The 26506-nt window shown below is 68.8% G+C and carries 31 protein-coding genes; 12 read left to right on the forward strand and 19 right to left on the reverse strand.

Annotation, left to right across the window (positions count from 1 at the left end; translation table 11 throughout):
• The first annotated feature begins 8 nt into the window (after nucleotides 1–8).
• From cpaB to DFR72_RS14160, 6 genes are all read left to right on the forward strand, one after another.
• A complete protein-coding gene (gene cpaB, locus DFR72_RS14135) occupies nucleotides 9–758 on the forward strand; it encodes a Flp pilus assembly protein CpaB (protein WP_090065700.1) in 750 nt (249 codons plus the stop codon).
• A gap of 8 nt (nucleotides 759–766) precedes the next feature.
• Nucleotides 767–1921 carry a CpaE/TadZ family protein gene (locus tag DFR72_RS14140; RefSeq protein WP_090065699.1) on the forward strand — a complete coding sequence of 385 codons (1155 nt, stop codon included), beginning with the start codon at nucleotides 767–769 and terminating at the stop codon, nucleotides 1919–1921.
• Complete coding sequence (locus DFR72_RS14145) at nucleotides 1918–3270, forward strand: TadA family conjugal transfer-associated ATPase (protein ID WP_090065698.1); 1353 nt, start codon at nucleotides 1918–1920, stop codon at nucleotides 3268–3270. Before DFR72_RS14140 ends, DFR72_RS14145 begins: the two co-directional genes overlap by 4 nt.
• Entirely contained in the window at nucleotides 3267–4871 is a 1605-nt protein-coding gene (locus DFR72_RS14150; protein WP_090065697.1) for a VWA domain-containing protein, read from the forward strand. Before DFR72_RS14145 ends, DFR72_RS14150 begins: the two co-directional genes overlap by 4 nt.
• 1 nt (nucleotide 4872) lies before the next feature.
• A complete protein-coding gene (locus DFR72_RS14155) occupies nucleotides 4873–5757 on the forward strand; it encodes a type II secretion system F family protein (RefSeq protein ID WP_090065696.1) in 885 nt (294 codons plus the stop codon).
• A gap of 105 nt (nucleotides 5758–5862) precedes the next feature.
• The gene (locus tag DFR72_RS14160; protein WP_090065695.1) at nucleotides 5863–6501 is read left to right on the forward strand and encodes a response regulator transcription factor; all 639 of its coding nucleotides are present in this window, start codon (nucleotides 5863–5865) and stop codon (nucleotides 6499–6501) included.
• A 20-nt stretch (nucleotides 6502–6521) separates the two neighbouring features.
• On the opposite strand, the gene DFR72_RS14165 is transcribed toward DFR72_RS14160, so the two are convergent.
• Entirely contained in the window at nucleotides 6522–6824 is a 303-nt protein-coding gene (locus DFR72_RS14165) for a hypothetical protein (RefSeq protein WP_090065694.1), read from the reverse strand.
• A 243-nt stretch (nucleotides 6825–7067) separates the two neighbouring features.
• Nucleotides 7068–7907: a RecB family exonuclease gene (locus tag DFR72_RS14170; protein ID WP_090065693.1), complete on the reverse strand. Its 840-nt coding sequence runs from the start codon at nucleotides 7905–7907 to the stop codon at nucleotides 7068–7070.
• A 33-nt stretch (nucleotides 7908–7940) separates the two neighbouring features.
• Between DFR72_RS14170 and DFR72_RS14175 the strand changes: the two genes are divergently transcribed.
• Nucleotides 7941–8252 (forward strand): ArsC/Spx/MgsR family protein, encoded by a 312-nt coding sequence (locus DFR72_RS14175; protein WP_245982925.1) that lies wholly within the window; start codon nucleotides 7941–7943, stop codon nucleotides 8250–8252.
• Here DFR72_RS14175 and DFR72_RS14180 read toward each other — a convergent pair.
• The 4 genes from DFR72_RS14180 to DFR72_RS45510 form a co-directional block, all read right to left on the reverse strand.
• Nucleotides 8249–8863: a MarC family protein gene (locus tag DFR72_RS14180; protein ID WP_256239079.1), complete on the reverse strand. Its 615-nt coding sequence runs from the start codon at nucleotides 8861–8863 to the stop codon at nucleotides 8249–8251. The genes DFR72_RS14175 and DFR72_RS14180 overlap by 4 nt on opposite strands.
• Before the next feature lie 12 nt (nucleotides 8864–8875).
• Complete coding sequence (locus DFR72_RS14185; protein WP_425459888.1) at nucleotides 8876–9733, reverse strand: PHP domain-containing protein; 858 nt, start codon at nucleotides 9731–9733, stop codon at nucleotides 8876–8878.
• 36 nt (nucleotides 9734–9769) lie between these two features.
• The gene (locus DFR72_RS14190) at nucleotides 9770–10330 is read right to left on the reverse strand and encodes a PH domain-containing protein (RefSeq protein ID WP_090065690.1); all 561 of its coding nucleotides are present in this window, start codon (nucleotides 10328–10330) and stop codon (nucleotides 9770–9772) included.
• 79 nt (nucleotides 10331–10409) lie between these two features.
• Entirely contained in the window at nucleotides 10410–10568 is a 159-nt protein-coding gene (locus DFR72_RS45510) for a hypothetical protein (protein ID WP_169746024.1), read from the reverse strand.
• 140 nt (nucleotides 10569–10708) lie between these two features.
• On the opposite strand from DFR72_RS45510, the gene DFR72_RS14195 reads away from it, so the two are divergent.
• Nucleotides 10709–11122: an NUDIX hydrolase gene (locus tag DFR72_RS14195; protein WP_090065849.1), complete on the forward strand. Its 414-nt coding sequence runs from the start codon at nucleotides 10709–10711 to the stop codon at nucleotides 11120–11122.
• Between the two features lie 29 nt (nucleotides 11123–11151).
• Here DFR72_RS14195 and DFR72_RS14200 read toward each other — a convergent pair whose 3' ends face one another.
• Complete coding sequence (locus DFR72_RS14200; RefSeq protein WP_090065689.1) at nucleotides 11152–12147, reverse strand: DUF2332 domain-containing protein; 996 nt, start codon at nucleotides 12145–12147, stop codon at nucleotides 11152–11154.
• A 15-nt stretch (nucleotides 12148–12162) separates the two neighbouring features.
• Nucleotides 12163–12669: a MaoC family dehydratase gene (locus tag DFR72_RS14205; protein WP_090065688.1), complete on the reverse strand. Its 507-nt coding sequence runs from the start codon at nucleotides 12667–12669 to the stop codon at nucleotides 12163–12165.
• Nucleotides 12670–12955: 286 nt separating this feature from the next.
• On the opposite strand from DFR72_RS14205, the gene corA reads away from it, so the two are divergent.
• Nucleotides 12956–14026, forward strand: coding sequence for a magnesium/cobalt transporter CorA (corA, locus tag DFR72_RS14210; RefSeq protein ID WP_090065848.1), 1071 nt, complete (start codon nucleotides 12956–12958; stop codon nucleotides 14024–14026).
• A 139-nt stretch (nucleotides 14027–14165) separates the two neighbouring features.
• Complete coding sequence (locus DFR72_RS14215; protein ID WP_090065687.1) at nucleotides 14166–14543, forward strand: hypothetical protein; 378 nt, start codon at nucleotides 14166–14168, stop codon at nucleotides 14541–14543.
• On the opposite strand, the gene DFR72_RS14220 is transcribed toward DFR72_RS14215, so the two are convergent.
• Entirely contained in the window at nucleotides 14527–15606 is a 1080-nt protein-coding gene (locus DFR72_RS14220) for a DUF2332 domain-containing protein (protein ID WP_090065686.1), read from the reverse strand. The genes DFR72_RS14215 and DFR72_RS14220 overlap by 17 nt on opposite strands.
• A 65-nt stretch (nucleotides 15607–15671) precedes the next feature.
• Here DFR72_RS14220 and DFR72_RS14225 point away from each other — a divergent pair, with 65 nt between their 5' ends.
• The gene (locus DFR72_RS14225) at nucleotides 15672–16334 is read left to right on the forward strand and encodes a metallophosphoesterase family protein (protein WP_090065685.1); all 663 of its coding nucleotides are present in this window, start codon (nucleotides 15672–15674) and stop codon (nucleotides 16332–16334) included.
• The gene (locus DFR72_RS14230) at nucleotides 16334–17200 is read left to right on the forward strand and encodes a chromosome partitioning protein ParB (RefSeq protein WP_090065684.1); all 867 of its coding nucleotides are present in this window, start codon (nucleotides 16334–16336) and stop codon (nucleotides 17198–17200) included. The genes DFR72_RS14225 and DFR72_RS14230 overlap by 1 nt, the downstream gene beginning before the upstream one ends.
• A gap of 33 nt (nucleotides 17201–17233) precedes the next feature.
• Here the strand turns inward: DFR72_RS14230 and DFR72_RS14235 are convergent, their stop codons facing one another.
• The 10 genes from DFR72_RS14235 to DFR72_RS14280 all read right to left on the reverse strand — a co-directional run bounded on the left by DFR72_RS14235 (nucleotide 17234) and on the right by DFR72_RS14280 (nucleotide 26459).
• A complete protein-coding gene (locus tag DFR72_RS14235) occupies nucleotides 17234–18226 on the reverse strand; it encodes a hypothetical protein (protein ID WP_090065683.1) in 993 nt (330 codons plus the stop codon).
• 222 nt (nucleotides 18227–18448) lie between these two features.
• Nucleotides 18449–19336 (reverse strand): SDR family NAD(P)-dependent oxidoreductase, encoded by an 888-nt coding sequence (locus tag DFR72_RS14240; protein ID WP_090065682.1) that lies wholly within the window; start codon nucleotides 19334–19336, stop codon nucleotides 18449–18451.
• Nucleotides 19337–19606: 270 nt separating this feature from the next.
• Nucleotides 19607–20791, reverse strand: coding sequence for an ABC transporter ATP-binding protein (locus tag DFR72_RS14245; protein ID WP_090065681.1), 1185 nt, complete (start codon nucleotides 20789–20791; stop codon nucleotides 19607–19609).
• Nucleotides 20792–20799: 8 nt separating this feature from the next.
• Nucleotides 20800–21645: a carbohydrate ABC transporter permease gene (locus DFR72_RS14250; protein WP_090065680.1), complete on the reverse strand. Its 846-nt coding sequence runs from the start codon at nucleotides 21643–21645 to the stop codon at nucleotides 20800–20802.
• Nucleotides 21645–22604, reverse strand: coding sequence for a carbohydrate ABC transporter permease (locus DFR72_RS14255; RefSeq protein WP_090065679.1), 960 nt, complete (start codon nucleotides 22602–22604; stop codon nucleotides 21645–21647). Before DFR72_RS14255 ends, DFR72_RS14250 begins: the two co-directional genes overlap by 1 nt.
• Nucleotides 22601–23854, reverse strand: coding sequence for an ABC transporter substrate-binding protein (locus tag DFR72_RS14260; RefSeq protein ID WP_090065678.1), 1254 nt, complete (start codon nucleotides 23852–23854; stop codon nucleotides 22601–22603). The genes DFR72_RS14255 and DFR72_RS14260 overlap by 4 nt, the downstream gene beginning before the upstream one ends.
• Before the next feature lie 169 nt (nucleotides 23855–24023).
• Nucleotides 24024–24584 (reverse strand): YflT domain-containing protein, encoded by a 561-nt coding sequence (locus DFR72_RS14265; protein ID WP_090065847.1) that lies wholly within the window; start codon nucleotides 24582–24584, stop codon nucleotides 24024–24026.
• 14 nt (nucleotides 24585–24598) lie between these two features.
• Nucleotides 24599–24853 carry a hypothetical protein gene (locus DFR72_RS14270; protein ID WP_090065677.1) on the reverse strand — a complete coding sequence of 85 codons (255 nt, stop codon included), beginning with the start codon at nucleotides 24851–24853 and terminating at the stop codon, nucleotides 24599–24601.
• 70 nt (nucleotides 24854–24923) lie between these two features.
• Nucleotides 24924–25523, reverse strand: a complete 600-nt coding sequence (locus tag DFR72_RS14275; RefSeq protein ID WP_143086710.1) for a hypothetical protein — start codon at nucleotides 25521–25523, stop codon at nucleotides 24924–24926.
• A 114-nt stretch (nucleotides 25524–25637) separates the two neighbouring features.
• Nucleotides 25638–26459, reverse strand: coding sequence for a DUF3396 domain-containing protein (locus tag DFR72_RS14280; protein ID WP_143086709.1), 822 nt, complete (start codon nucleotides 26457–26459; stop codon nucleotides 25638–25640).
• Nucleotides 26460–26506 lie beyond the last annotated feature (47 nt).

Consider the following 26506-nt stretch of genomic DNA (forward strand, 5'->3'; position numbering starts at 1 on the left):
GAGTCGTCATGAAGAACCGCGCATTCGTCATCGTCCTGGCGGTGTTGCTGGCCGTCTGCGGCAGCGCCGGGGTGTTCCTCTACGTCCGCAGTGCCGACACCCGCGCGATCGCGGGCCAGCAGGCCGTGACGGTGCTCGTCGCGAAGGAACGCATCCCCGCCGGCACGAGCGCCGACTCTCTCAAGGACCTCGTCGAGCAGCAGCAGATGCCCAAGAGCACCGTGCCCGAGAACACGATGTCCGAAGTGGACTCCTCGGTGGCGAAGCTCGTGACGTCGTCGGAGATCCCCGAGGGCCAGCTGCTCACCAAGGCGCTGTTCACCGAGCAGGCGTCACTGGCCAAGGGGATCTCGATCCCGGACGGCCTGATCGCGGTGACCGTGCCGACCGAGGCCTGGCAGCGCGCGGGCGGGCTCATCCAGAAGGGCTCGAAGGTAGCGGTCTTCGACACCTTCACCGTGATGGACGGCAAGGGCAACACCCCGGCGGGCGACGGGCTCTCCAAGCAGTACGAACGCAACCAGTCCACCCGGCTGCTGCTGACCGGCCTGGAGGTCCTCTCCGTCGTCGACGAGAAGAAGGCGGCCGAGGACGGCGACGTCGGCAAGGCCATCGTCACGGTCGCGGTGAAGCAGGCCGACGCGGAGAAGCTCATCCACGGCCAGCAGACGGGAACGCTCTACTTCGCACTGCTCGGCGGCAAGTCCGAGATCGCGCCCGGCAACGGCGTCGACAACCGCTCCCTGTTCGGAAACTGAGGCGTGCCATGACGATCCTGTGCGAACCGGCCGCACTCGCCGGACAGCTCTCCCCCGCGCTCGGCGGTGACCTCCGCACGGCGGCGACCCTGGGCGAGGCGTCGCGGTTGCTCGCCGCCGATCCCCTGGAGAACCTCGTCGTCATCGGTTCGGCCGTCGGATTGGACGAGGCACTGGCGTTCACCGCGGGCCTGCGGGTCGAACGTCCGGCGGCCGGCGTGGTGCTGCTGCGCGACGTGCTCGACGTCGCGGTGCTGACCCGTGCGTTGCGCGCCGGGGTGCGGGAGGTCGTCGCGCGGGACGACCTCGCCGCGCTGGTGGACGCCTGCACGCGGTCACGAGCCCTGTCCTCGCAGGTCGCCGGGGTGCCGATGCCTCGGACGGACGAGCGCAGGAACGGCCAGGTGCTCACGGTGTTCGCCGCGAAGGGCGGCTGCGGCAAGACGACGCTGGCGGTGAACCTGGCCGCGTCGCTCGCGGCCGGTGGTGAGCGGTCGGTCTGCCTGGTGGACCTCGACCTCTCGTTCGGCGACGTCGGCATCTGCCTGCGGGCGGAACCGGTCCGCACGATCGTGCACGGGCTCGGAATGGTCGGCCACGTCGACGCGGCCGGGGCGTCGTCGCTGCTCACGGCGTGCCGGCCGGGGCTGAGCGCGTTGCTCGCGCCGGTCGAGCCCGGTGACGCGGAACGGATCCCGGCGGCGCTCGTCGGCGAGCTGCTGGACGTGCTGCCGAGGATGTTCGACTTCGTGGTCGTGGACACGCCGTCCGCGTTCAGCGAGCACGTGCTGGCCGCGATGGACGCCTCGCACCACCACGTGCTGCTGACCACGCCGGACGTGCCGGCGTTGAAGAACCTGCGCGTGACGCTGGACATGCTGGACCTGCTCTCGTACGCACACGACATCCGGTCGGTCGTGCTCAACCGGTCCGACGCGAAGGTCGGGCTCTCGATGGACGACATCGACCGCGTGGTGCGCAGCGAGATCCGCGCGCACGTGCCGTCCAGCCGCGACGTCCCGATCTCGGTCAACAAGGGCAACCCGATCGTGCTCGACCTGCCCAGGCACCCGGTCAGCGAGGCCATCTCGCGGTTCGCCCGCGAACACGTGCTCGCCGAGCCCGTCGCCGCCGCCAGGCCCTCGAAGAGGTGGTTCCGATGAGTCTGGCCAACCGCATCGCCGCGCAACGGGAATCGTCGTCACCGACGCCGCCGTTGCGCCGCCAGAGCCGCGCCGCCGACCCGTTCGCCGAGGTCAAACGCAGCGTGCACGCCGGTCTGCTGGAGGTGCTGGGCCCCAAGCTCTACGACGCGCACCTCGACCAGCGCGAGCTGGAAACCCGTGTGCGCCAGACGTTGCAGGCGGTGCTGGAGCGCGACGAGACGCCGTTGACCAACGCCGACCGCGCCCGCATCGCCCTGGAGGTGCTGGACGAGATCCTCGGCCACGGGCCGTTGGAGCCCTACCTCCGCGACCCCGGCATCTCCGAGATCATGGTCAACGGGTTCGACCAGATCTACGTCGAACGGGCCGGGCGCCTGGAACCGGTGCCCGTGGCGTTCGCGGACGAGTCGCACCTGCGCCGCACCATCGACAAGATCGTCGCCAAGGTCGGGCGCCGGGTCGACGAGGCGTCCCCGATGGTCGACGCGCGCCTGCCCGACGGCAGCCGCGTCAACGCCGTCGTGCCACCGATCGCGCTGGACGGCTCGGTGCTGACGATCCGCAAGTTCGCCGCCGACCCGTTCACCGTGGACGACCTGGTCGGGTTCGGCACGCTGACGCCCGCGACGGCGTACCTGCTGCAGGCGTGCGTGCAGGGGCGGATGAACGTCCTGATCGGTGGCGGCACCGGCTCGGGCAAGACGACGTCGCTGAACGTGCTGTCGTCGTTCGTGCCCGCGGACGAACGCATCGTCACCATCGAGGACGCCGCCGAGCTGCAGCTGCGCCAGGACCACGTGCTGCGCCTGGAGGCCAGGCCGCCGAACGTGGAGTCGCGCGGCGAGGTGGCCGTGCGGGACCTGGTGCGCAACGCGTTGCGCATGAGGCCCGACCGGATCATCGTCGGCGAGGTCCGCGACGGCGCGGCGCTGGACATGTTGCAGGCCATGAACACCGGCCACGACGGCTCGATCACCACCGTGCACTCCAACTCGCCGCGCGACTCGTTGTCCCGGCTGGAGACGATGGTGCTGATGGCCGGCGTGGACCTGCCTGCGCGGGCGATCCGCGAGCAGATGGCGTCCGCGATCGACCTGATCGTGCACCAGTCGCGGCTCAAGGACGGCACGCGGCGGATCACCCACATCACCGAGGTCGTCGGGATGGAGGGCGAGATCGTGACGCTGCAGGACATCTTCACGTTCGACTTCCACGCCGGTGTGGACGAGCGCGGCTTCTACCGGGGCGCGCTGCAGTCGACCGGGTTGCGGCCGCACTTCGTGGAGCGGTTGCGCGATCGCGGGATCGACGTCCCGCCGCACCTGTTCGGAGGTGGTCCGCGATGACCCGTGTGCTGGCCGGCTTCGTCGCCGGCGTGCTGCTGACGTTCGTGTTCGGCGCTGTCGCCTCTGCCGCACCGGCTCGCGGGGTCGTGGTGCTGCTCGACACCAGCGGGTCGATGGCACCGGACCGGATCGTCGTCGCACGGCAGGCGATCTCGACGTACGTGTCGTCGTTGCCCGCCGACGTCCAGGTCGGGCTGGTGGCGTTCTCCTCCCAGCCTTCGCTGGTGCTGGCGCCCACCGCGGACCGAGCCGCCTTCTCCGGCGCGCTGAACTCGTTGCAGGCCAAGGGCGACACGTCGTTGTTCGACGCGGTGCCGGTCGGGCTGTCGGCGTTGCAGGGGGTTGCCGAACGGCGGATGGTGATCGTGTCCGACGGCGAGGACACCGTCTCCCGTTCCACTGTGGACGCTGCCGTCTCCGCGGTCGCGGCCGCCGGTGTGCCGACCGACGTGATCGGCTTCCAGTACAGCGACGAGGCCCTGCGCCGGATCTCCGCCGCTGCCGGCGGACGACTGCTGACCGCGTCCGACGCGCCGGCCCTGGCGGCCGCGTTCGCAGCTCTGGCCGTGCCGGCGCCGGTCGCCGCCGCGCCTTCCGCCGCCGTCCCCGCGGCACTGCCGGCCGTCGCACCTGTTCCGGCTCCCGGGCAGAACTGGGTGGCCTGGGTGTTGGTCGTGGGCACGTTCCTCGTCGTGTTCCTCGTCGTGATCATGCTGCTGGTGCCGCGCCGGTCCGACGCCGGACGCAGGCTGGAACAGCACCTGGAGCACTACGGGGCACAGGAACCCGTTGCACAGGAGGAAAGCCAGGCCGCGCAGACCGCCGTGGTCTGGACGCGCCGGGTGATGAGCGACGACGGCGCCGCCCGCCTCGCCGACCGGCTCGACCTGGCCGGGATGAAGGCGAGTCCTGCCGAGTGGACCCTGCTGCGGCTCTGCGCCGGTGCCGGGCTCGCCGCGCTGCTGACGTTGCTGACGACGTGGTGGATCGGTGTGCCGCTGGGCTTGGTGCTCGGGTGGCTGCTGGCGGCGCTGGTCGTGCGGGCTCGGGCCTCGAAGCGCCGTGCCGCGTTCGCCGACCAGCTCCCGGACGTGCTGCAGCTGGTCGCGAGCTCGCTGCGGTCCGGTTTCTCGCTGGCGCAGTCGATCGACGCCGTCGTCCGCGACGACACCCAGCCCACCGCGGGCGAGTTCTCGCGCGCGCTGGCCGCCACCCGGATCGGCGCCGAGCTGGAGGACGCGCTCGACCGCGTGGCCGCCCGGATGCGCAGCGCCGACCTCACGTGGGTGGTGATGGCGATCCGCATCCAGCGCCAGGTGGGCGGCAACCTCGCCGAGGTGCTGATGAACACGGTCTCCACCATGCGCGACCGTTCGCAGACGTTCCGGCACGTCCGCGCCCTGTCCGCGGAAGGCCGCCTGTCGGCGTACGTCCTGGTCGGGCTGCCGATCTTCCTCGCGGGGTTCCTGTTCTGGTTCCGCGCGGAGTACATGCGGCCGCTCTACACGACGTTGATCGGCGTCGTGATGCTCTCGTGCGCCGCCGTCCTGGTCGTGCTCGGCTCGTTGTGGATGCGCAAGCTCGTGCGTGTGGAGGTGTGACATGGCGCTGTACCTCGGTGTTGGCTGTCTGCTGCTCGCGGTGTTCCTCGGCGCTTTCGCACTCGTGGTGAAGCCACGCGTCACAGCCGCCGGTTCTCTCGCGCTGATCGAGACGAGCTACTCGGCCGCCGTGACGGCGAAGCCGGACGCGGTCGTCTCACCGGGCTGGTTGCGGTCGATCGCGCTGCGGCTGTCCCCGGCCGGTGTCGCGTCGGGGCTGCAGCGCCGCCTCGATCTGGCGGGCAACCCCGCCACGTGGACGCCGGACCGCGTGCTGGCCGCCAAGGGCCTGGGTCTGCTGCTCGGCCTCGGGCTGGGCGGTCTGCTCGGCGCGCGTTCGGTGGGCTGGCTCGTCGCCGGCCTCGTGCTCGGCGCGGTCTTCGGCTTCTTCCTGCCCGACCTGCTGCTGCTCAACGCGGGCCAGAAGCGCCAGGAGCTGATCCGCCGCGCGCTGCCCGACGCGCTGGACATGCTCACCGTGTGCGTGGAAGCGGGTCTCGGCTTCGACGCGGCCATGGCCCAGGTGGCCCGCAACACCTCGGGTCCGCTCGCGCAGGAATGCGCCCGCGTCCTGCAGGAGATGCAAATAGGCAAGTCCCGCAACGAATCCCTGCGGGCCCTGACCGTGCGCACCACCGTCGCCGAGCTCCGCGCGTTCGTCTCGGCTCTGGCCCAGGCGGGCGAACTGGGCGTCCCGATCGCGTCCGTGCTGCGCGAACAGGCCCGCGAAATGCGCCTCCGCCGCCGTCAACGCGCCGAGGAGCAGGCCCAGAAAGTCCCGGTGAAGATCCTGTTCCCACTGATCACATGCCTGTTCCCGGCCATGTTCGTGATCATCATCGGCCCCGGTGCCATCAGCATCGCCCGCGTGCTGATGAATCTGTAGGTCCCTGTCCATCGAGAACAGAGGACTCTGTTGCTCCCTTCGGTGTAACCAATTGATACGTCCGGAACGACATGCGGGTTGAACCTTCAGTGAGAGGGGCGGCTCGTGGAAACCAAAGTCGTCGTCGTCGACGGACACGCACTCACCCGCTTCGGCCTGAAAATGCTCGCCGCCACGAGTACAGACCTGGAGGTCGTCGACGAGGCGAGCACGGCGGCCGAGGCCCCCGCGATCATCGCCGCGGCCTCTCCGGACGTGGTCACCGTGGCGGTGGGCCTGCCGGACGGCAACGGCCTGCGCCTGGCCCGCGAACTGCGCGACCGCTACCCGCTGCTGGGCATCGTCGTCCTGACCTCGCACGGCGAAGACGACGTGCTCTTCCGCGCGCTGGAAACAGGCGCCTCGGCGTTCGTGGGCAAGTCCGCACCCGTCGACGAGATCCTCTGCGCCATCCGCCACGCGGCCGTGGCGGCCTTGTCGTTCACCGCCACGGGCCTCGCCACCGCGATGGCCCGCCGCCAGACCGCCCACCTGTCGCTGAGCCCGCGCGAACGCGAGGTGCTCAACCTCCTGGGCGAGGGCGTGTCGATCCCGGCGATCGCGCGAACCCTGTTCGTCTCACCGTCGACGGCCAAGACCTACGTCTCACGCCTGTACGAGAAGCTGGGCGTCTGCAACCGCGCCCAGGCCCTGATGACGGCCCTGCGCATCGGCCTCATCCACAGCGACGCCGCGACCGCCTGAACCACCCGGTCCCCACCGGCTCAGGCCCACCAGAACGTCCACAGCGTCGCGGCGCTCACCACGAGCACGGCCAGCGACGCGACCGGCGCCTTCCAGTCCGCGTACCGGTCGGCCACGATCTGCCCGGCGACCACGAGCAGCGCCGCCACCACGTGCGCGATGACGGACAACGTCCCAGGTCCAGGCAGATCGCGGGAGTTCGCGTAGAACTGGACGCCGATGTTCCCCAGAGCGAGCAGCACCATGCCCACCGCGAGCACTCCGCTCACAGCGCGCAGGAATCCGTAGGTCCGCGACGGTCGCTTCGCTGCTTCGACGTCCACTCAAGCCACCCTACGGGTCCACGGATGCGCAGGCAGTCATGGCCCGGACGGCCTAGGGGTGTCCTGTAAGTCCGTTCGATGAGAGTCACGGTCGAGAGTCCCGGAGGCGGTGCCGCCGCGAGGCCCTCATACCGGGCGTATTCGGGTGTTGCGGCGGTGCCGCCTCCTGGGCCCTCGACCGCGGCTATCGCGGACGAGACTTACGGGACACGGCCTGGAGCGAAAGCCGCACTCCAGACACCGTCACGGCGCCAGCAACGCCCAGGGGTCCAGCGAAGGCGCCGCCGCCTGCCCTTCGGCACAACTGCGCCGGAAGTCGCACCACTGGCACTGCCGCCCGGTCACCGCCGGGAACAGGACCTCCTGGTCCCCACCGGCCTTCAGGGTCTCCGTGGCCAGGTCGATCTCGTCCGCCGCCTCCTCCGCCCGCCGCACGTGCCGCGCCAGCGACTCCTCCGTGTGCTCCCACTCCGCGATCGACCCGGACGGCAGGTGGTGCAGCTCGACCTTGCGGCACGGCTTGCGCAGCGTTCGCCGAGCGGCGAGCGCGTACAAGGCCAGCGCCTGCGAGCCACGGGCGTCGTCGGACGTCAGGACGTGGCGGCCGGTCTTGTAGTCGACGATGACGAGCTCGCCGTCGCGGAAGTCGATGCGGTCGACCCGGCCCTCGGCCACGATGCGGTCGGTCGGCGACGACACCCAGCGCTCCACGCCCAGCGGTTCGAAGTCGACGTCCAACGACGAGACGTACTCGTGGACCCAGCCCTGGGCTCGGGTGCGGTACTCGGTGGCCTGGTCGACGTCGCGGAAGCCCTCGGACTTCCACTGCCGGTTCAGCAGCGCCACGGCCTGGTCCGGGGTGCGACGGTCGGGCGGCAGGTCGAAGAGGGCCTTGAGAGCGTTGTGGACCACGGCGCCGAGGGTGTTGTGCGCCCACGCACCGCCTCGCGGCGGTGAGGGCCGGTCGAGGTACGTCATCCGGAAGCGGCGCGGACAGCTCGTCCACGTCGACAGCTTCGCGGGCGTGACGCGCACGAGCTTGCGGGGTGCCGCGGTGCCGAAGTCGAAGCCGAGTTGTTCCACCCCAACCAAGTTACTCAGTCACCCTGACAGAAAATGAACCGCATGGAGATCTGGCACAACCCGCGCTGCTCCAAGAGCCGCGCCGCCAAGCAACGCCTCGACGACGAGGGCGTCGACTACACCGAACGCCGCTACCTCGACGACGCGCCGTCAGCCGAGGAGCTCGACCACGTCCTGAAGCTGCTCGGCAAGGAGCCGTGGGAGATCGCGCGCACCAAGGAAGCCGCCTACCCGAAACTGCTGGAACACGACCGCGCGAAGTGGATCGCGCACATGGTCGCCAACCCGAGCCTGATCGAACGCCCGATCATCATCGACGGGGACAAGGCCCGCATCGAGCGCTAGACGCCCGAAGAGATGAAGCCCTGCACGGACGACGCGACGAGCTGCACGGCGATCGCGGCCAGCAGCAGACCGGCGATCTTGGCCATCAGCAGGATCCCGCTCTCCTTGAACACCTTGATCAGCAGGCCGGCGGACCGCAGCGTCCCCAGCAGCACGAGGTGCACGGCCACGATCGCCGCGGCCAGGGCCAGGTAGGAGCCCCAGTCGCCGTTCGCCTGGCGCACGAACACGATGGTCGCGGCGATGGCACCAGGTCCGGCCAGCAGTGGCGTGCCCAGCGGTACGAGGGCGATGTTGACGTCCTCGACCTCGGGGTGGTTCGTCGCGCCCTTGCCCGTCAGCAGGTCGAGCGCGATCAGCAACAGCAGCAGCCCGCCCGCGCCCTGCAGGGCGGGGATGCCGATGTGCATGTACGCCAGGATCGAGTTGCCGGCCACCGCGAACAGCGTGATGACCAGGAACGACACCAGCACGCCCTGCCGCGCCGCGGACTTGCGGGCCTCGCGCGACTTGCGGCCGACGAGCCCCAGGAAGACCGGCACGGTCCCGGGCGGGTCCATGATCACCAGCAGCGTGATCGAGGCCTCGATGAAGAGCCGCAGGTTGAACACGAGAACACCGCCCTATCCCACGAGGATCTTGCAGCCCGTCGCCCTCTCGGCCAGAGCATCCAGCATCTCCGGCGCGGTCGTCTCCGCGCCGAGCCGCACCGTCTTGTTCGTGCCGTGGTAGTCACTCGACCCGGTGACGATCAGGCCCAGCGAGTCGGCCAGCGACCGCAGCGACCGCCGCGTCTCCTGGTCGTGGTCCGGGTGGTCCACCTCGACGCCGAAGAGGCCGGCTGCGGCCAGCGAGCGGACGACGGAGGGCGCCACGACGGGGCCGCGGGAGCGGGCGAAGGGGTGGGCCAGCACGGTGACGCCGCCGGCCTCGGTGATCATCTCGATCGCGCGCTCGACGGGGGTGTCGGTGCGGCCGACGTAGTACTGGCCGCCGGTCAGGAACGTCGCGAACGCCTCGTCGACCGACGTCACCACCCCGGCGCGGATCAGGGCCTGGGCGAGGTGCGGGCGTCCGGCCGGCGCGTCGAACGGCAGGCGGGACATCAGGTCGACCGGGTCGATGGGGAAGCCGTCGGCCTGCATCATCTCGGCCATCTTCTGCAGCCGCTGCCGCCGCTCCTCGCGCAGGCGCGACTGCTCCTTCATCAGCATGGCGTGCGTCGGATCGTACAGGTACGCCAGCAGATGAACGGTGATGGTGTGGCCGTAGCCGTCGGCCGACGAGCACGACAGCTCGGCGCCGCGCACCAGTCTCAGCCCGGACGGCAGCGCCGCCTCGGCCTCGGCCCACCCCGCCGCCGTGTCGTGGTCCGTGATGGCCACCGCGTCGAGTCCCGCGAGGGACGCGGCCCTCACCAGGTCGGCGGGGCTGTCGGTGCCGTCGGACTCGGACGAATGGGTGTGCAGATCGATGACCACGTCGTCCAGTGTGGACGACGTGGTGAACGATCCGTGTTACGGGACCATCTTCTTCCCGCGCGCCGCGCGCTGGGCCTTGATCATCGAGAACCGCTCGGCCTGTGCCTTCTTGTCGCCGAAGGTCAGCTCCGAGATGGCGTCGTAGACCTCTTCGGGGTTCGGCAGGAACTCCAGGCGGTTCAGCGCCTGGATCTGACCCGCCGACTCCACGATGAGCGTGCCGTAGCCGAACATGCGTCCGCCCACGGTGCGCTCGTAGGTGAGGTCGGTGACCTTGGTGATGGGCATCATCGCGACCTTGGTCTCGAAGACGCCCGAGGTCAGCATGAAGCGCTTGTCGGTGACGACGATGCGCTCCACCCACCACTCGATGATGAAGTACGCAACGCGCAGCAACACCAGCAGAGCCCCGTACCAGAGCACGTTCTGCAGCAGGCTCGCGTCCGCCGGGAGCAGGTACGAGATCATCATGAAGCCGGCGAGCAGCGCCGCCGCCTCCAGGACGTCCCAGATCAGGTAGGACCAGTGCCTGCGCACACGGATGACCCGACGCTCGCTCGGGAGCAGGTAGTCGTCCGGATCACGTGGTGCGAACATGCGCTACCAGCCTTTCCTGGTACCAGGCAGTGCCCTGTCTGACCTGCTCCCGCCACCCGGCAGGTGGCTGGTACCCAGACTAGAAGACGGAGCGCACGAACGTGATCAGCGCCTCGGCCGCGGTTCGCAGCGAGTTGAGGATGTTCTGCACGAGTTGAGCCGCCTGCTGAGGCTCCGCGATCAGGAAGAACAACAGCAAGGCGATTCCAGCGAAAGTGAGAATCTTCTTCAAGTTCACGGTGTCCACCCCGTCCGCGTCGCACCCGTTTGGCGCCGTTCGTGACCGTTGTACAGCACGATTCAGCACCTTGGGAGATTTGTACCGCAGCCGGGGTAGCGGACAGCACCGCCGATCCGGTGTGACTACGCTTCGTGATCGTGACGCCCAGCAGCAAGCGCACCATCCGTTGCGTCGGAGCCGTCGTTCATGACCCGAACGGGCGACTACTGCTCGTGCGACGCGCCAATCCACCTGGTGAGGGCCTGTGGTCGGTACCAGGTGGGCGCGTGGAGGCGGATGAGACCGATGAGGCGGCCGTGACTAGGGAACTAGCCGAGGAGACGGGACTCTGCGTCACCGTCGGCCGCCTCGTCGGCCACGTGGAGCGACCGGCCCCGAACGGTGTTTTCTTGATCTTCGACTACGAATGCCAGGTCACGTCGGGTGTGCTCCGAGCGGGCGACGACGCATCGGATGTCGCTTGGGTCGACCGTGCGACCTTGGACACACTTCCGACCACCGAAGGGCTCGTGGAAGCGCTCTCTGAGTGGAACTGCCTGCCCAAGGCCTGATCAGGGTTCACGCGTTAGGGGTGGGGTGCTCAACGCCAAACGAGACGTTGCCCGTGGGCCTCGGTGGTCGCCAGCGTGGTCGTCTCCACGCCTGACTCACCGACACGGATGAGGCGCAGCTCACCGGCCTCGTGGGCGGCCCACCAGACAGGTCTGCCCAAAGCCGACAATGCGGGCACGAGGTCGAGGCCGGACCCGCTCGTGATGACGACGAGCGGTGCGTCGATCGGCTCGACCGCCTTGGCCAGGTCCGCGACCGGGTCCCCTGCCACCAGGCGCGGCGGGTTCTTCCGCAGCACCCCGCACGCCACCCCGAACAGGCGCAGCCGCTCCGGCTGGTCGGCCCACACGCAGGCCTCCAGCCACGCGTAGGCGTCCTCGTCCGCCAGGTCGGCGGGCGCGACCCCGATGCCCGCCTTCGCGGCCACCTTGATCGTCTTGGGCAGCTTCGGCAGCACGGCGCCGGGCGCGAGCTCCAGCGAGCAGTGCAGCCCCAGCGCGGCCTTGGCCGGTCCGGCGACGAGCTGGCCGGCCTCCGCGGTCTGGTAGCGGTACGAGTACTGGTCGAGCCCGAGCAGCAGACCGGCCGTCGTCGCGGCCTCCACGAGCCCGATCGGCCCGCCCGCCTGCTTCGCCGCGGCCACGACGGCCGGGTAGAGCAGGGCCGCGCGCCGCACCTCGTTGGTCTGGATCACCTGCGAGCTCACCAGCGCCCGCACGCGGTCGCCGCGTTCGAGCAGGAAGTCCCGGAACAACGGCCAGGTGCTCTCGTCCGCGCCGTACGTCCCGCCGAGCGACGGGTAGTAGTTCGAGAGCTGGTGGAACGGCTCGGCCTGCACCAGCCGGTGCGCCGCCGCCAGCAGGAGCTCGCCCGTGGCGTTGTCCTCGCTGGCGGCGGTCAGCAGGTCGGCGACCTCCGGATCGGCGGCAGCACGCGACGCGAGGTGCTCGTAGAGCGGCGAAGTCGCCGAGGCTTCCTCCGCGAAAGCCCGCAACCGCTGCTGTGCCAGGTCCAGAGACGTCACGTCACTTCCCCAAAATTAGTTGGATACCGGTTCAGGGCGTCCCGGCTGCTCGCCGCCGCGGGCCTCGCCGTAGGACTGCTTCGGCACCATGACCTTGCGCCTGAAGATGCACACGACCGTGCCGTCCTGCTTGTAACCGCGAGTCTCCACGTAGACCACGCCCCTGTCGTCCTTCGACTTGGACGGCGTCTTGTCGAGCACCTCGGTCTCACCGTAGATCGTGTCACCGTGGAACGTCGGCTTCACGTGCCGCAGCGACTCGATCTCCAGGTTGGCGATCGCCTTGCCGGAGACGTCGGGCACGGACATGCCCAGCAGCAACGAGTAGATGTAGTTGCCGACGACGACGTTCTTGCCGAAGTCCGTCGTGTTCTCCGCGTAGTTCACGTCCATGTGGAGCGGGTGATGATTCATGGTGAGCAGGCAGAACAGGTGGTCGTCGTACTCCGTCACCGTCTTACCGGGCCAGTGCTTGTAGACCGCTCCGACCTCGAACTCCTCGTAGTACCGACCGAACTGCACCGCGCCTCCAACTACGTGTGATCGAGATCTGACTCAGGTGGGGAGACAGTCTTTACGCGGAGGGAGTACCCTCGGCAACCGGTGTGTGAGGATTTCCACCACCAGTGACTTCGCCCCGAGGAGGTGAGGACCCCTAAATGAGCAAGGACCCCCACCCTGCCAGTACCAAGCGCGTCCTCACCGAGGTGGCCTGCTAGATCGTTCTAGTTCGCTGAGTCTCCACCGGTAGGACGCCCGTCGTGCTTTTCGTGCACTTCGACGACGTGTGGCCCTGGAGGAACTCACCATGCCCAGCCTGCCCTCGATCCGCGGACGCGGCGCTCAGCAGCGCCCTGCGCCGCGCATCACCGTGCCTGTGTCGCACTACGTGGTCGACTGCGCGGTCTACGTCGACGGCAAGCGCTTGCCCGGCCGGTGGACGCACACCGACGCCGTCAAAGAGGTCAGCAAGCGCAAGGACGGGTTCGTCTGGATCGGACTGCACGAGCCCGACGCCGAGCAGATCGAGGGCATCGCCGAGACGTTCGGGCTGCACGAGCTCGCGGTCGAGGACGCGGTGCACGCGCACCAGCGCCCGAAGCTGGAGCGGTACGACAACACGCTCTTCATGGTCTTCAAGACCGTTCGCTACGTGACGAACGAATCGCCCGACACCGCCAACGAGATCGTCGAGTCCGGCGAGATCATGGTGTTCCTGGGCAAGGACTTCGTCATCACCGTGCGGCACGGCAACCACTCCGGGCTCTCCAAGCTGCGGCACGTGCTGGAGGCCGACCCGGAGCGCCTGGAGATCGGCCCCTCCGCGGTGATGCACGCGATCGCCGACCAGGTCGTCGACAACTACCTCGAGGTCACCGACCACATCGAGGACGACATCGACCGCATGGAGGAACGGGTCTTCGCGCCGCGCACCGAGGTGAGCGCGGAGCAGATCTACATGTTCAAGCGCGAGGTCGTGGAGCTGCGCCGCGCGGTGATGCCGCTCGCGAACCCGTTGCGCCGCTTGGCGGAGGGCTACACGCCGCTCATCCCCGAGCAGGTGCGGGCGTTCTTCCGCGACGTCGACGACCACCTCACCGAGGTGTCCGAGCGCGTCATCGCGTTCGACGAGCTGCTGACGACGCTGGTCGACGCGACGCTCGCGAAGATCACGCTGCAGCAGAACACCGACATGCGCAAGATCACCTCGTGGGTCGCGATCATCTCCGTGCCCACCATGGTCGTCGGCGTGTACGGCATGAACTTCGACTACATGCCCGAGCTGAAGTGGAAGTTCGGTTACCCGCTGATCATGAGTCTGGTCCTGATCGCCTGCCTGACGCTCTACCGAATACTGCGCCGAAATCGCTGGCTCTAGTCCCGGTTTCGCCCGCTTTCTTCGTTGTGGAAGGGCCCCGTCATGACCAGAATCCTCACCAACATCCGCTTCTGGATCCTCGCGTTCCTGCTCTGCTGGATCACCACCGTGTTCGTGCTCATCAGCGGAACCCCCTGACGTGAAAGCGCGGCTGACGAACCTCAGGTTCTGGCTGCTGGTGTTCCCGATCGGCTGGCTCGCGATGGTGTTCGTGTCCATCGCGGTCTGGCCGTCTCCGGGCGCCGGGTCACCGGACGAGCTCGCCGCCGAAGTGACGAACGCGTTGCGCGCACACGACTTCCACAAGCTGGAGCCGCTGCTGGCGGTCGGCGGCGAGGACGTCGCGAAGACGACCGCGGACCAGTTCCAGACCGCGCGGGTGGAACGTGGCGTCTACCGCGACGGCGCCATCGTGGTCGAGTACACGCACGACGGCACCCGCGCGGAGTTCCGGCTGCCCGTGGAGATGCAGGACGGCCGGTACGTGGTGAACCCGGTCGTCACTCCCAGGGGGTGACGTCCCAGGTGAACGGCGTGCCGTGGCCCGCGCCGTGGCCGAGGTTCAGCGAGATCCCGGCCGGCCAGAGCTTGAGCAGCAGTTCGAACCGGTAGTCGTCGTCGGTGCGGCGAGGCTCGAAGACCAGCAGCGCCAACGGTGACAGGGGTGTCGCCTTCGCGGCCGCGTCCGCCAGCACGGCCCTGCCCATCGCCCGGTCCGCGGGCGAGGCGTACTGCCACACCACCGAATGCCACACGACGGTGAGCACGTCCCGTTCGGCTCGGGCGAGCTGGTTCGCGAGCCACTCCGGTGCGGCCGACCGGTCGACCCGGACGGGGTCGGTGGCGGCGAGGTCCAGCGCGTCCCGCAGGCGGTTCCACCTGTCCAGCTGGTCCGGCCAGACGAACGAGCTCAGGTGCAGCCGTCCGTCCTCTGTGGACACGTCGACCGGGGTGAGGTCGCAGCCCGCCCTGCCGACGACGCGCAGCCGGTGGCCCAGGTCCGCGGGCGGCCTGCCGGTCCACTCCGGGTCGAGCACCAGGAGGCTGTCCGGATCGCCGAGGACCGTGTCCGGGAGCTGGTAGCCGACGTGGTGCGGGCGCAGGTTGAGCCCGCCGCTCGCGCCGACCTCCAGCAGCCGCACGCAGAACGGCACGTGCCGGCCGGCGGCCTTCGCGGCCTCCTGCGCGGCGACCACCAGGCCGCCGTAGAGGGGCGCGCTGCGGCCGGGTTCGTTGGTCTGCACGACGGTGGCCAGGACGCGTTGCCGCAGGACGTCGGCGTGCTCGTCGAGCGCGGGCAGCGCGTCCTCCCACAGCGTCGGCAGGTGGGGCTGGCCGCCGACGGACGGGTAGTGCTTCGCGAGGCCGGGCGCACGCCCTTCGAGCACGAGCCGGTGGACGGCGCCCGCGAACCGCAGCCCGGGCACGGTGCCCTCCCGGTCGCGTTCGGAGCCGGCCATGATCCTGGCCGTGACACCGCCCCGCCGGAGGTCGTCGGCAGCGTCGGTGAGGAGTCGCTGGGTCAGCGGACTGCGGTCGCGGCACCCGTGGGCGGCCGCGCCGAACAGCTCGGCAAGCACGGTCCTAACGCTAACGGCAGCGCCGCCACCCGTCATGTGGGGAAAGTCCTCATTAAGCTGCTGGGATGGCTCGGATTCTGGCTGTCGCGGACGAGGTGGTCGAGCAGCTGTGGACCGATCAGGTGCACCAGCACTCGGGCGTCGACCTGATCGTCGCGGCCGGTGACCTGCCGTTCGACTACCTGGAACACCTGGCCAACGCCCTGGACAAGCCGCTGGTGTTCGTCCCCGGCAACCACGACACCGACCTGTCGGGCTACTCGAACGTGCGCGGCCTGTGGACCAAGGCGGGCGTGCCGGTGCGCTGGCCAGGACCAGCCGGTGCGGTGAACGCGGACGAACGCGTGATCGACGTCGCCGGCCTGCGAATCGCCGGTCTCGGTGGTTCGATCCGCTACAACAAGGGCCCGAACCAGTGGACGGAACGGCAGCAGGCCCGCCGCGCCCGCCGGGTGTCCCGGCTGGCCGGGTGGCGCAGGCTGCGGGACGGACGTGGCGTGGACGTGCTGCTGACCCACTCACCGCCGTTGGACTGCGGCGACGAACCCGACGCGCCGCATCGCGGTTTCGACTGTTTACGCGGACTCGTCTCGCGGCTGCAGCCCTCGTTCATGCTGCACGGCCACATTCATCCGCACGGCGTGCCGCGCCCGGACCGTTCGCTGGGCTCCACACGCGTGATCAACGTCGTGCCGCAGAAGGTCCTGGAGATCTCGGGAGGTTCGTGATGAGACGTGACACCGGTTTCCCGGTGGCCGATGCCGAGAGCGACTTCCTGCGCGCCCGCCGCCGCCAGGTGATGTCGCGCCTCGCGGCCTGGCTGCGCCGCGAGCCCGACGACGTGAACATCATGCTGCCGTTCCACGAGGTCGTGGACGCCCTGGGCATGGCGTCGGAGAAGCGCCTGGGCCTGCAGACGATCCGCCTGGACTCGATCGTCGGCAGCGTCGACCGCACCCGCGACTTCGACCGCCGCTTCCGCCCGACCTCCAGTCGCGTCCGGGAACGCTGGCAACGGCTGGCCCTGGCCGCACGCCGCGGCGAGAGCGTGCCGCCGATCGAGGTGTACCGGGTCGGCGAGCTGCACTTCATCAACGACGGCCACCACCGCGTGTCCGTGGCGCACGCCATGGGCCTGGAGGTGATCGACGCGTACGTGACGCAGGTGATCACCCGGATCAACTCGTCCGGCATCCGCTACCGCGGCGACCTCATCGTGAAGGACTACCGGCGCCTGTTCCTGGACCGGGTCCCCCTGAGCGGCGAGGCCCGCGCCGCCGTGGTGCTGTCCGACCCGTGGGACTACGCCCAGCTCGGCGAGCACGTCGAGGCGTGGGGTTTCCGGCTGATGCAGGACAGCGGCCAGTTCCTGGACCGCTCCGAGGTGGCGCGCCGCTGGTACGCCGACGAGTACAAGCCGGTCGTGGCGATGCTGCGGCAGGCCGACATGATCGGCGACCGCACCGAGACCGAGGCGTACATGTGGGTCGCGGCGGAGCGGTACCGGCTGATCCGCACGCACCGATGGGACGCCGACGTCATCAACGCCGTGCGCGAGGAAAGCCAGTCGCACGGCCGAGGCCCACGCGCCTGAGGTGACGTCTCTGCGGTGACGCCTGTGCACCGATCACCGGGGCGCCACCCGCGGCCCGTCCGCGTCCGGCAACGGCCGCGCCTGGTCCAGCACCTCGTCGGTGTACTTGTCGAGCAGCCGTGTGCCGATCTGCTGCGCGTACCCGAAGATGACCGCCCACAACAGCAACGCCGCAGCCGACGGGATGCCGATCAGCCCGCTGGTGACCCCTGCTCCCAGCGCCAGGATGCCGACCACCGCCAGTGCCGCACCCAGCATGATCTTGATGAGCGCCTGGTACCCGATCATCACGTACGGCGAGAGCGACGGCCGGCGGCGTAAGAGCAGCACCACGGACGCCAGCACCGCACCGAACGACCCGAGCACCTGCACCAGCCACACGTCCACACCGGACGCCTTCACCGTGCCGCCGGGGCAGACGGTGGGCAGCGCGTTCTCCTTCGGGTCGACGCACAGCGGGATGATGCCGGGCTTCACGATGCCGACGACACCGAGCACCGTGTTGATCACGAACAGCACGATCGACGCGGCGATCAGCTTGTTGCGCAACGCACGCGACCCGGCGTGCGCGAAGTCCGAGTTGTCGTAAGCCGCCCGCAGCGCGTCCACCACGATCGCGCGCTCGACCGCGGGCGTGAACTCCCCCGGCCGCAACTCCTCCAGGGCGCGGCGGCGCGGATCGTCGTCGTCCAGGTACTGCGCCACCCGCGCGCGCAGACCGGGCAACCGCCCGAGAAACCCGCGCTCGGCCGAGATCGTGGCGACCTCGGCCTCGTGCAGGGCGCGCCAGGCACGTTCGATGTGCCAGCCCGACCACCACGACGGCAGCATGCGCCACCACGGCTCGCGAGCGTTGAGCATCGCCTCGACCACGGCGGCCTGCGCCTCGGCCGTACGCCGCCACACGTCGCCCTCGGGATCGACCGGATCGGACGGGCCGAGGGCAGCCAGATCCGCGCGGACCCGGTCCAACCGGGACTGCACGACGAGTCTCCAGTCGGTGACTCTGGGTTTGCGCTCGGCCATGCCCCGATGGTGACAGGAGGGTCAGACAATTTCCGCAGCCATCCGTGTGACGTGGGCAAACGTCACCCGAACACCTCAGTCCGTGATCGTCTGGCGTATCCACGGAAAGTAGCGGCCTGCGCCAGTTCGTCCTCGTCGAACCTGTACAGCCCCGCCACCGTCCACAGCCGACCCGCGGGGAAGGCGCCGCACAGGGCACCGGACGACGCCTCCCCCGCCCGCTCAGGCGGTCTGCGAAGGTTCCACCAGCGCACGCAGCCGGGGAGGCATCCTCTTCTCCAGCCCGTACGGTTCGAGGTGTGCCTGCAGCACGCCCGTGAACGCCCGCTCCACCGAAGCGGTGTCCCAGTTGTCGCTCTCCAGGATCGGTTGCTTGAAGTACGGCTGGCCGACGATGTGCAGCTGCCTGCCGTTGCACCGGATGACCTGCCCGGTGATGCCCTCGGCGCGGTCCGAGAGCAGGAACAGCACCAGCGGCGCGACCTTGCCCGGCGTCCGGTCGGCCGGGATGGCGCGCAGGGAGCGTTCCGACTTCCACACCATCCGCGTGTGCGCGACGGGGCACACGGCGTTCACGCGGATGCCTTCGGCCTCCAGGTCGAGGGCCCACGAGTAGCTCAGTGAGGCCACCGCGCCCTTGGTCGCCGAATAGGTGGCGAGTTTGCGCTGGCCGAATGACGCGCCGGAGGAAATGTTGATGATCGAACCGCCACCGGTGGCCCGCATCGCGCGCATCGCCGCGATTCCGGTGTAGATGACGCCGAGGACGTTCACCTCGACCACGTGCCTGATCGTCTCGGGGTCGTCTTCCCACGGCGCGGTCTCGTAGTTCAGGCCCGCGTTGTTCACCAGGCCGTCGACGCGGCCGAATTCGTCGACGCACAGGCTGACGATCTTCGCCGCCTCGCTCGGGTCGGCGACCGTGTGGTTCGAGGCCACGGCTCGGCCGCCGAACTCCCGGATGTGCTCCGCGACCCGTTCTGCCAGGTCACCATCGTTGTCGTTGACCACCACCGACGCACCCGCGAGGGCAGCGTGCATCGCGTAGGCCTCGCCCAGTCCTCGACCGGCCCCCGTGATGACGACCGCTTTTCCGTCCAGGATCCCCATTGCACGCTCTCTTTCACTCGGCGGCGGTTCCCCGGAACCCCCCGGTGGTCCTGTACCCGCCTTCGACAAGCGTGCGGACGATCCGAACAAGCGAAGAGCACGTTTCGATGAGATGTCGCTGCCGAGCGCCCAATGGCGAACCGAGTTCGGCAGGGCAGATAGGGCGGGACTAATAAGTCCCAACTGCGCGAGGGCTTTCGCCCTCACTCGATCGAGTGACAGAAACGGGCCGCCCTCCCGCGAGGGGAAGGCGGCCCGCAAAACGAGAATTCACCGTTCCGTGTAAGTCAGGTTCCTGCCGCTGGACGGGTCGAAGAGCTGCACCTTGTCCGCGTCGAACCAGATCTCCGACGAGGCGCCTTCCACCGCGCCGGACGCCGACGACAACCGCGTCACGAGCGAGATGCCGTCACCCGGCACGTCGTCCGATCCCGCGTCCGCCGCGAGCTCCTGGAGCTCCGCCGAGGCCGCCTGCTCGCCCGTGAGGTTGAAGTAGGCGTACTTGTCCGAACCCATCGACTCCAGCACGTCCACGTGCTGCGTGAACTTGCCTCCCGACGACAGCGCCGCCGCGTCGACCAGTGCCGCGTCCTCGAAGTGCTCGGGGCGGATGCCCATGATCACCTCGCGGGGCGCGTCGGCACCTTCCACCAGCTGCCGCACCCGGTCCGTCAGCGTCACGTCGCCGAGGATCGACCGCAGTGAACCGTTCTCCAGCGTCGCCGGCACGAAGTTCATCGACGGGGAGCCGATGAAGCCCGCGACGAACAGGTTCGCCGGCTGGTCGTAGAGGAACTGCGGCGCGCCGATCTGCTGCACGACACCGCCGCGCATGACCACGACCCGGTCGCCGAGGGTCATCGCCTCGGTCTGGTCGTGCGTCACGTACACCGTGGTCGTGCCCAGCTGCTTCTGCAGGCGCGACACCGAGGTGCGCATCTGCACGCGCAGCTTGGCGTCCAGGTTGGACAGCGGTTCGTCCATCAGGAACGCCTTGGGGTTGCGCACGATCGCGCGCCCCATCGCCACGCGCTGCCGCTGGCCACCGGACAGGTTGGACGGCTTGCGGTCGAGGTGCTGCGTCAGGTCCAGGATCTCCGCGGCGTCGTTGACCTTCTTCTCGACCGTCGCGTTGTCGACCTTGGCCAGCCGCAGCGGGAAGGCCATGTTCTCCTTCACCGTCATGTGCGGGTAGAGCGCGTAGGACTGGAACACCATGGCGATGTCGCGGTCCTTGGGCGCCTTCTCGTTGACGCGCTGCCCGCCGATGCGCAGCTCGCCGTCGGTGATGTCCTCCAGCCCCGCGATCATGTTGAGGGTGGTGGACTTACCGCAGCCGGACGGCCCGACCAGGATGATGAACTCGCCGTCGGCGATCTCGAGGTTGACCTCCTGCACGGCCAAAGCGCCGTCGGGATACCGCTTGGTCACCTTGTCCAGAACGATCTCTGCCATTGGTCAACTCACCCCTTGACGGCGCCGGAGGTCAGGCCGGCGACGATCCGGCGCTGGAAGAACAACACGAAGATGATGATGGGGATCGTGATGACCACGGCGGCCGCCGCGATCGATCCGGCCGGGTCCTCGAACTGGGAACTACCGGTGAAGAACGACAGCGCCACCGGCACGGTCCGCGACTGCTCGGTCGAGGTGAGCGAGATCGCGAACAGGAAGTCGTTCCAGCAGAAGATGAACACCAGGATCGCCGTCGTGAACACGCCCGGCGCGGCCAGCGGCGCGATGACGCGACGGAACGCCTGCCCCGGCGTCGCACCGTCCATCTTCGCCGCCTTCTCGAGCTCCCAGGGGATCTCGCGGAAGAACGCCGACAGGGTGTAGATCGCGAGCGGCAGCGCGAACGTGATGTACGGCAGGATCAGGCCGGGCCACGTGTCGAAGAGACCCAGCGAACGCTCGATCTCGAACAACGGCGACACCAGCGAGACCTGCGGGAACATCGCGATCAGCAGCGAGACGCCCACCAGCAGGTTCTTGCCGGGGAAGTCGAGCCGCGCGATGGCGTAGGCGGCCATCGTGCCGAACACCACGGCGATCGCGGTCGCGATGATCGCGATGCCGATGGAGTTGATCAGTGCCCGCGTGAACTCGGACGTCGAGAAGATGTTCTGGTAGTTCTCCAGACTCCACTCGCGAGGGATGAAGTTGCCGTCCGCCAGCGTCTTCGACGACTTGAACGACAGGGACACGATCCACAGCACCGGAATCAGCGCGTAGATCACGACCACCGTGTTGAGCACACCCCAGCCCCACTTCTTGGCCGGGGTCTCCGCTCCTCCGATACCCGCCATCAGCGCTTCCCTCCGTCGTCACTGCCGGGGGCAGCGGTGCCGAAGAGCTTGATGAACACGAACGCGATGATCGCGACCATGATGAAGATCAGCACGGACATCGTCGATCCGATACCGAGGTTCAAGCCCTTGATGAGGTTGTTGTAGGTCAGCATCGACACCGACGACGTGCCCTGCGAACCCGCGGTGAGCACGAAGAGGTTGTCGAAGATGCGGAACGCGTCGAGCGTGCGGAACAGCAACGCCACCAGGATCGCCGGCTTCATGATCGGCACGGTGATCTTGATGAACCGCTGCCACCCGCTCGCACCGTCCATCGCGGCGGCCTTGAGCAGGTCGTCCGGCACCAGCGCCAGGCCCGCCATCAGCAGCAGGGCCATGAACGGCGTGGTCTTCCAGATCTCCGCGAGGCCGACGACCATCAGTGCCGGGATCTTCTCCGTGAGCACGGGGTCGCCGCCGAGCGCCTCGGCGAGGTAGCCGGTGCCGGGCGTCCAGGCGAAGCGCCAGGAGAACGCGGCCACGACCGTCACGATGCCGTACGGGATCAGCGTCGTCGTGCGGACGATGCCCCGGCCGACCAGCGCCCGGTGCATGATCAGCGCGAGCGACATGCCCAGCACCAGTTCGATCGCGACGGTCACGACCGTCAGCACGACCGTCACCCACACCGCGTTCCACCAGTACGGACTGCTGAGCACGGTGACGTAGTTGTCGAACCAGATCCACTCGGTGCGGTCCGGGAACTTCAGGTCGAACCTCTGCATCGACAGCAGCAGCGAGTAGAGGATCGGCCAGCCGGTCACCGCGATCATGGTGATCGCGGCGGGCGCGCAGAGCAGCCAGCCGAGCCTGCGCTCGGCTCTCTTGCCCTCGCTCAGCGCGACTTTCTTCTTGGGCGCGACGGGTTTCGGTGCCGCCGCTGCCTTCGCCGTGTCTTCTGTGGTCGCGTGACTCACGGCAGAACCCCCTTCGAGTCGAGAGCGTCCTGCAGTTCCTTGCGCAGCCTGTCCCCGGTCGCCTGCGGGTCGATGCTCGCGGGCGGCGACAGGATCGTGGAGATGACCGTCGAGACGTTCTGGTAGGCGGGCGTGCGCGGCCGCACACTCGCGTTCTTCAACGTCTCCTTGATGTCGTCGCGCATCGGGTACGCCTCGGCCATCTCGGGCTCGTCGTAGACGGCCTCGATGGTCGGCGGCACACCGTCCTTGAGCGCGGCGAGCTTCTGGGCCTCCGCGCCACGCAGGCACAACACCGCGTCGAACGACTCGTCCGCGTGCGTGCTGTAGTTGCTGACCGCGTAGTTGATCCCGCCGACGGTGACCTTGGCGGCCTCACCGCTGACCGTGGGGTACGGCGCCCACTTGAAGTTCTTCGCGAAGTCCGGCTTCTTCTGCGCCGCCGCGTAGACGTACGGCCAGTTGAGCTGGAACGCCGCGTTGCCACCCTCCATGGCGAGGCGCGCGTTGTCCTCGGCCGCGTTGGAGAACGACGGGTCGATCGCCTTCGACGTGGCGAGCTTCTTCAACGCCGCCAACGCTTCCACGGCCTTGGCGTCGACGACGGCCTTCGTGCCGTTCTCGTCGAGGATCGTGCCGCCGTTGGAGTTGACCAGGGTGTTGTACAGCACGACGAGTCCCTCGTACTGCTTTCCCTGCGCCACGATCTGGCCGGGCTTCCCTTCCGCCACCAGCGCCTCGGCCATGGAGATCATCTCGTCCCACGTCTTCGGCGGCGTGGGCACGAGGTCCGAGCGGTACCACAGGAGCTGGACGTTCGTGTTGTCCGGAGCCCCGTACAGCTTGCCCTCGTACGTCGCGGTGTCGAGCGGCGTCTTCAGCGTGCCGTTCTCCACCTGCGACTTGACCGAACCCGTGAACTCCTTGATCCAGCCCGCCTTCGCGAGCTCCGCGGTCCACGTGACGTCGAGCCCGAGGACGTCCATGCTGTCGTCCTCCGCCGCGAGTCTGCGCACCATCTGCTCGCGCTGACCGTCCGCCTCCCGCGGCAGCTTGTTGTAGACGATGTTGTATCGCCCGCCGGCCTTCGCGTTGCAGCTGTCGACGATGGCCTGGAAGTTCTCCTGGGGATACTTGTAAACGTTGACGGTGATGCCTTGGTCGCCAGACCCGCAAGCCGTGAGGGTTCCTGCCGCGAGTACCGCGGCTCCCACTCCGGCGGCGAGTCGATAGCGCCGTGTCGCACCCATCGGCCCTGCCTCCTTCCCGACTACACGGAGGAGCCAGACCGCTGTCTGCCTGGCACCTCGTCGTGCCACCGGCCGCACCGGGCGAACCGGTCAACCGAACCTAGGCCCGGTGATCAGGAGCCGCAACCAAGGGAAGCAACGATTCAGAACCAATGGCCTTATGTGAACCTCAAGAACTCGGGTTCACGGGCCGCATCGCGAGCCTCGCGAGCAGGTCACGGCCCTTCTCGGCCGACTTCGGGTGGCAGAGCACGTCATACCGGTTCGCGACCAACTGGGACGCTGACTGGAAGTCCCGCTTGCCCCGCGCCGACCCGTACCCGACCGCCGCGAACACCAGACCGAAGAAGACACCGGTGATCAGACCGGTCAGCACCGGTCCGACCGTGACCCCGGGCTCGGGGCTGAAGAGCGTGAGCAGAAGGCCGACGAACAGACCGAACCACGCACCACTGGCAGCGCCGGTCATCAGCACCCGGCTCCAGGTGAGCTTGCCGGTGATGCGCTCGACCAGCATCAGGTCCACGCCGACGATCATGACTTCCTGGACCGGGAAGTCCTCCACCGCCAGGTGGTCGACCGCGCGCTGCGCTTCCTCGTACGTGGCGTACGAACCGATCGGCCACCCCGTCGGCGGAGTGGGCAGGCGGGGAGGGACGCCGGACCGGTTCGGGTTGGCGAACGGACTCGTCACGGGGACCACCTCTGTCGGACGCGCTGATCGTTCCATCCTGCCAGTGCCCACTACGGCGTGCCGACATGCCTGCGGGTGTTTTGCCGGATTGCGATCAGTACGGCAGCTCCTCTCCTTCGACCGTCCAGGCTCGCGTGGTGCCCGGATGGGGTCGCGTGGTCGTCGTACACGGAGATCTCGCCTTCGCCGTCCCCCTCGAACTCGACGACGACGTGTCCGCCGCCCGGAATGACGTACTCCGCCCCTGACGGCTCGAAGACGATGGTGAGCGGGACCTGCCCCTTCCCGTGCAAGCGAAACTTCACGAGTCGTCCTACCGCTCGGGCACGACGGCTCACTGCCATCGCTCACCGGCGCATTGTCGCTGCGGGACCGTCAGCCGGGGAACGCGATTTCGAACCGGTGCACCAGCGCCCGGTGCGACCGCGCGTACCCGTCCCGGCTGTCCGCCACCCGTTCCGCCTCCTTCTTCAACGCCTCACGGGCGGCACCGGCGTTCCCGCCGAGCACGTGGACGACCGCGAGCTTGCGCGCCCGCTCGAAGTCGAGCAACGACTCCGGCTTGGCCACGAGCTCACGCGCCAGGGTGTCCCACTTGGCGTACTTGTCGATGTACGGCTTGCCGTGCTTCAAGAACGCGGCCACCAGCGACGCGGCGCCGGCCAAGTGGTCTCCGCCGGGAGTGAAGGTCCACTTCCAGACGGGCTTGTCCCCCATCAGGTGGCCGAGCGGCATCGACACGACGGGCGTGGTCGGGATTCCGACGCCGAGTGCGCGGCAGACCTCGTCGTAGCGGCGGGAGCAGACGCCGACCAGCGGGGTCAGGTCGAGCGCGCCCGCCACGCCGAAGCCGAGCCAGCCGGAGACGCCGTCACCTCGTTCCTGGAGCCAGACGTGGCCGCGGCGGACGAAGCCCGTGGGACGCAGGGCGGTGTCCACGGCGATGAGCACGTCGGTCTTCGGTGATGGCCTCACGGACGACAGGGTCCCAAACGAAGCCGTATCCCGCTGGTCAACGGGGCCGGGCCCTCGTACCGGCGCTTCCCGGCGCGGACGGCCGCCGGAGGGCAGCGGCCTCGAGAGCTCCCCTCAGTGCAGCACCGGCCCGAGGAACTCGGCCAGCTTGCGGACCACGTCCGGCGGCACCTCGTCGAGGTGTTCCGTCAGCTGCAGAAGTATGCGCCCGCCGCCGAGGTGCTCGACGGAGGAACACGGCGCCGTCGAACAGACCTCCTGCACACCACCCAAAGCGGCTACCTGGCGTGGTCCCAGCAACGTCGCCCAGTGCGGGCCGCGGGACATTTCCGCTGCCATGAAAAGGGATTCGTCCAGGCCGACGCCGGCGGCGACCTCGTGCGCGGTCCGCACGCCGACGCGGTCCAGCGTGATCCAGCCGCCGCTGGCCTGCGCCAGCGAGGCGCCCGACCGGAAGACCGACAGCCATTGTTGTTGCACCGCATGGGAGATCCAGCCGCCGAACAGCGACCGCGAGGCCGTGACCACCACCTGGTGCGGGAACGCGGGGTCGTCCTTCAGCAGGATCTCCGCGCACCAGCCGTGATCGACCAGGGGCAGGCCCTGGAAGTCGAGCTGGACCAGCTGCACGCGCAGGAACGACGGCAGGTCGGCCAGGGCCGCCGACCACGACGGAAGGGTGAACTCACCCGAAGAGAGCAGCAGCCGGGCATAACCCGGCGGGCCCCAGGGCGTTGTGTCGGAGGGGTGGTAGTCGCGCGCCACCGACACGAGCTCCTCGACCGATGCCGGGCACAGGGGTGCGAGCAGGTCGGTGAACAGGGCGCCGAACCACTTGGCCAGCGCGGGACGGTCGACGCCGGAGAACGTGTCCAGCTCCATGCGGACGACGTGTGGCGGCGACACAGGTCCGGGAAGTGTCAGATCTGTGCTCAAAGTGAGCGAACCTTATGGCCCGCGGGAGGAAACCGTTAGGGGCCAGT

The organism is Lentzea flaviverrucosa, from assembly GCF_003350445.1.
Taxonomy (GTDB): Bacteria; Actinomycetota; Actinomycetes; order Mycobacteriales; family Pseudonocardiaceae; genus Lentzea; species Lentzea californiensis.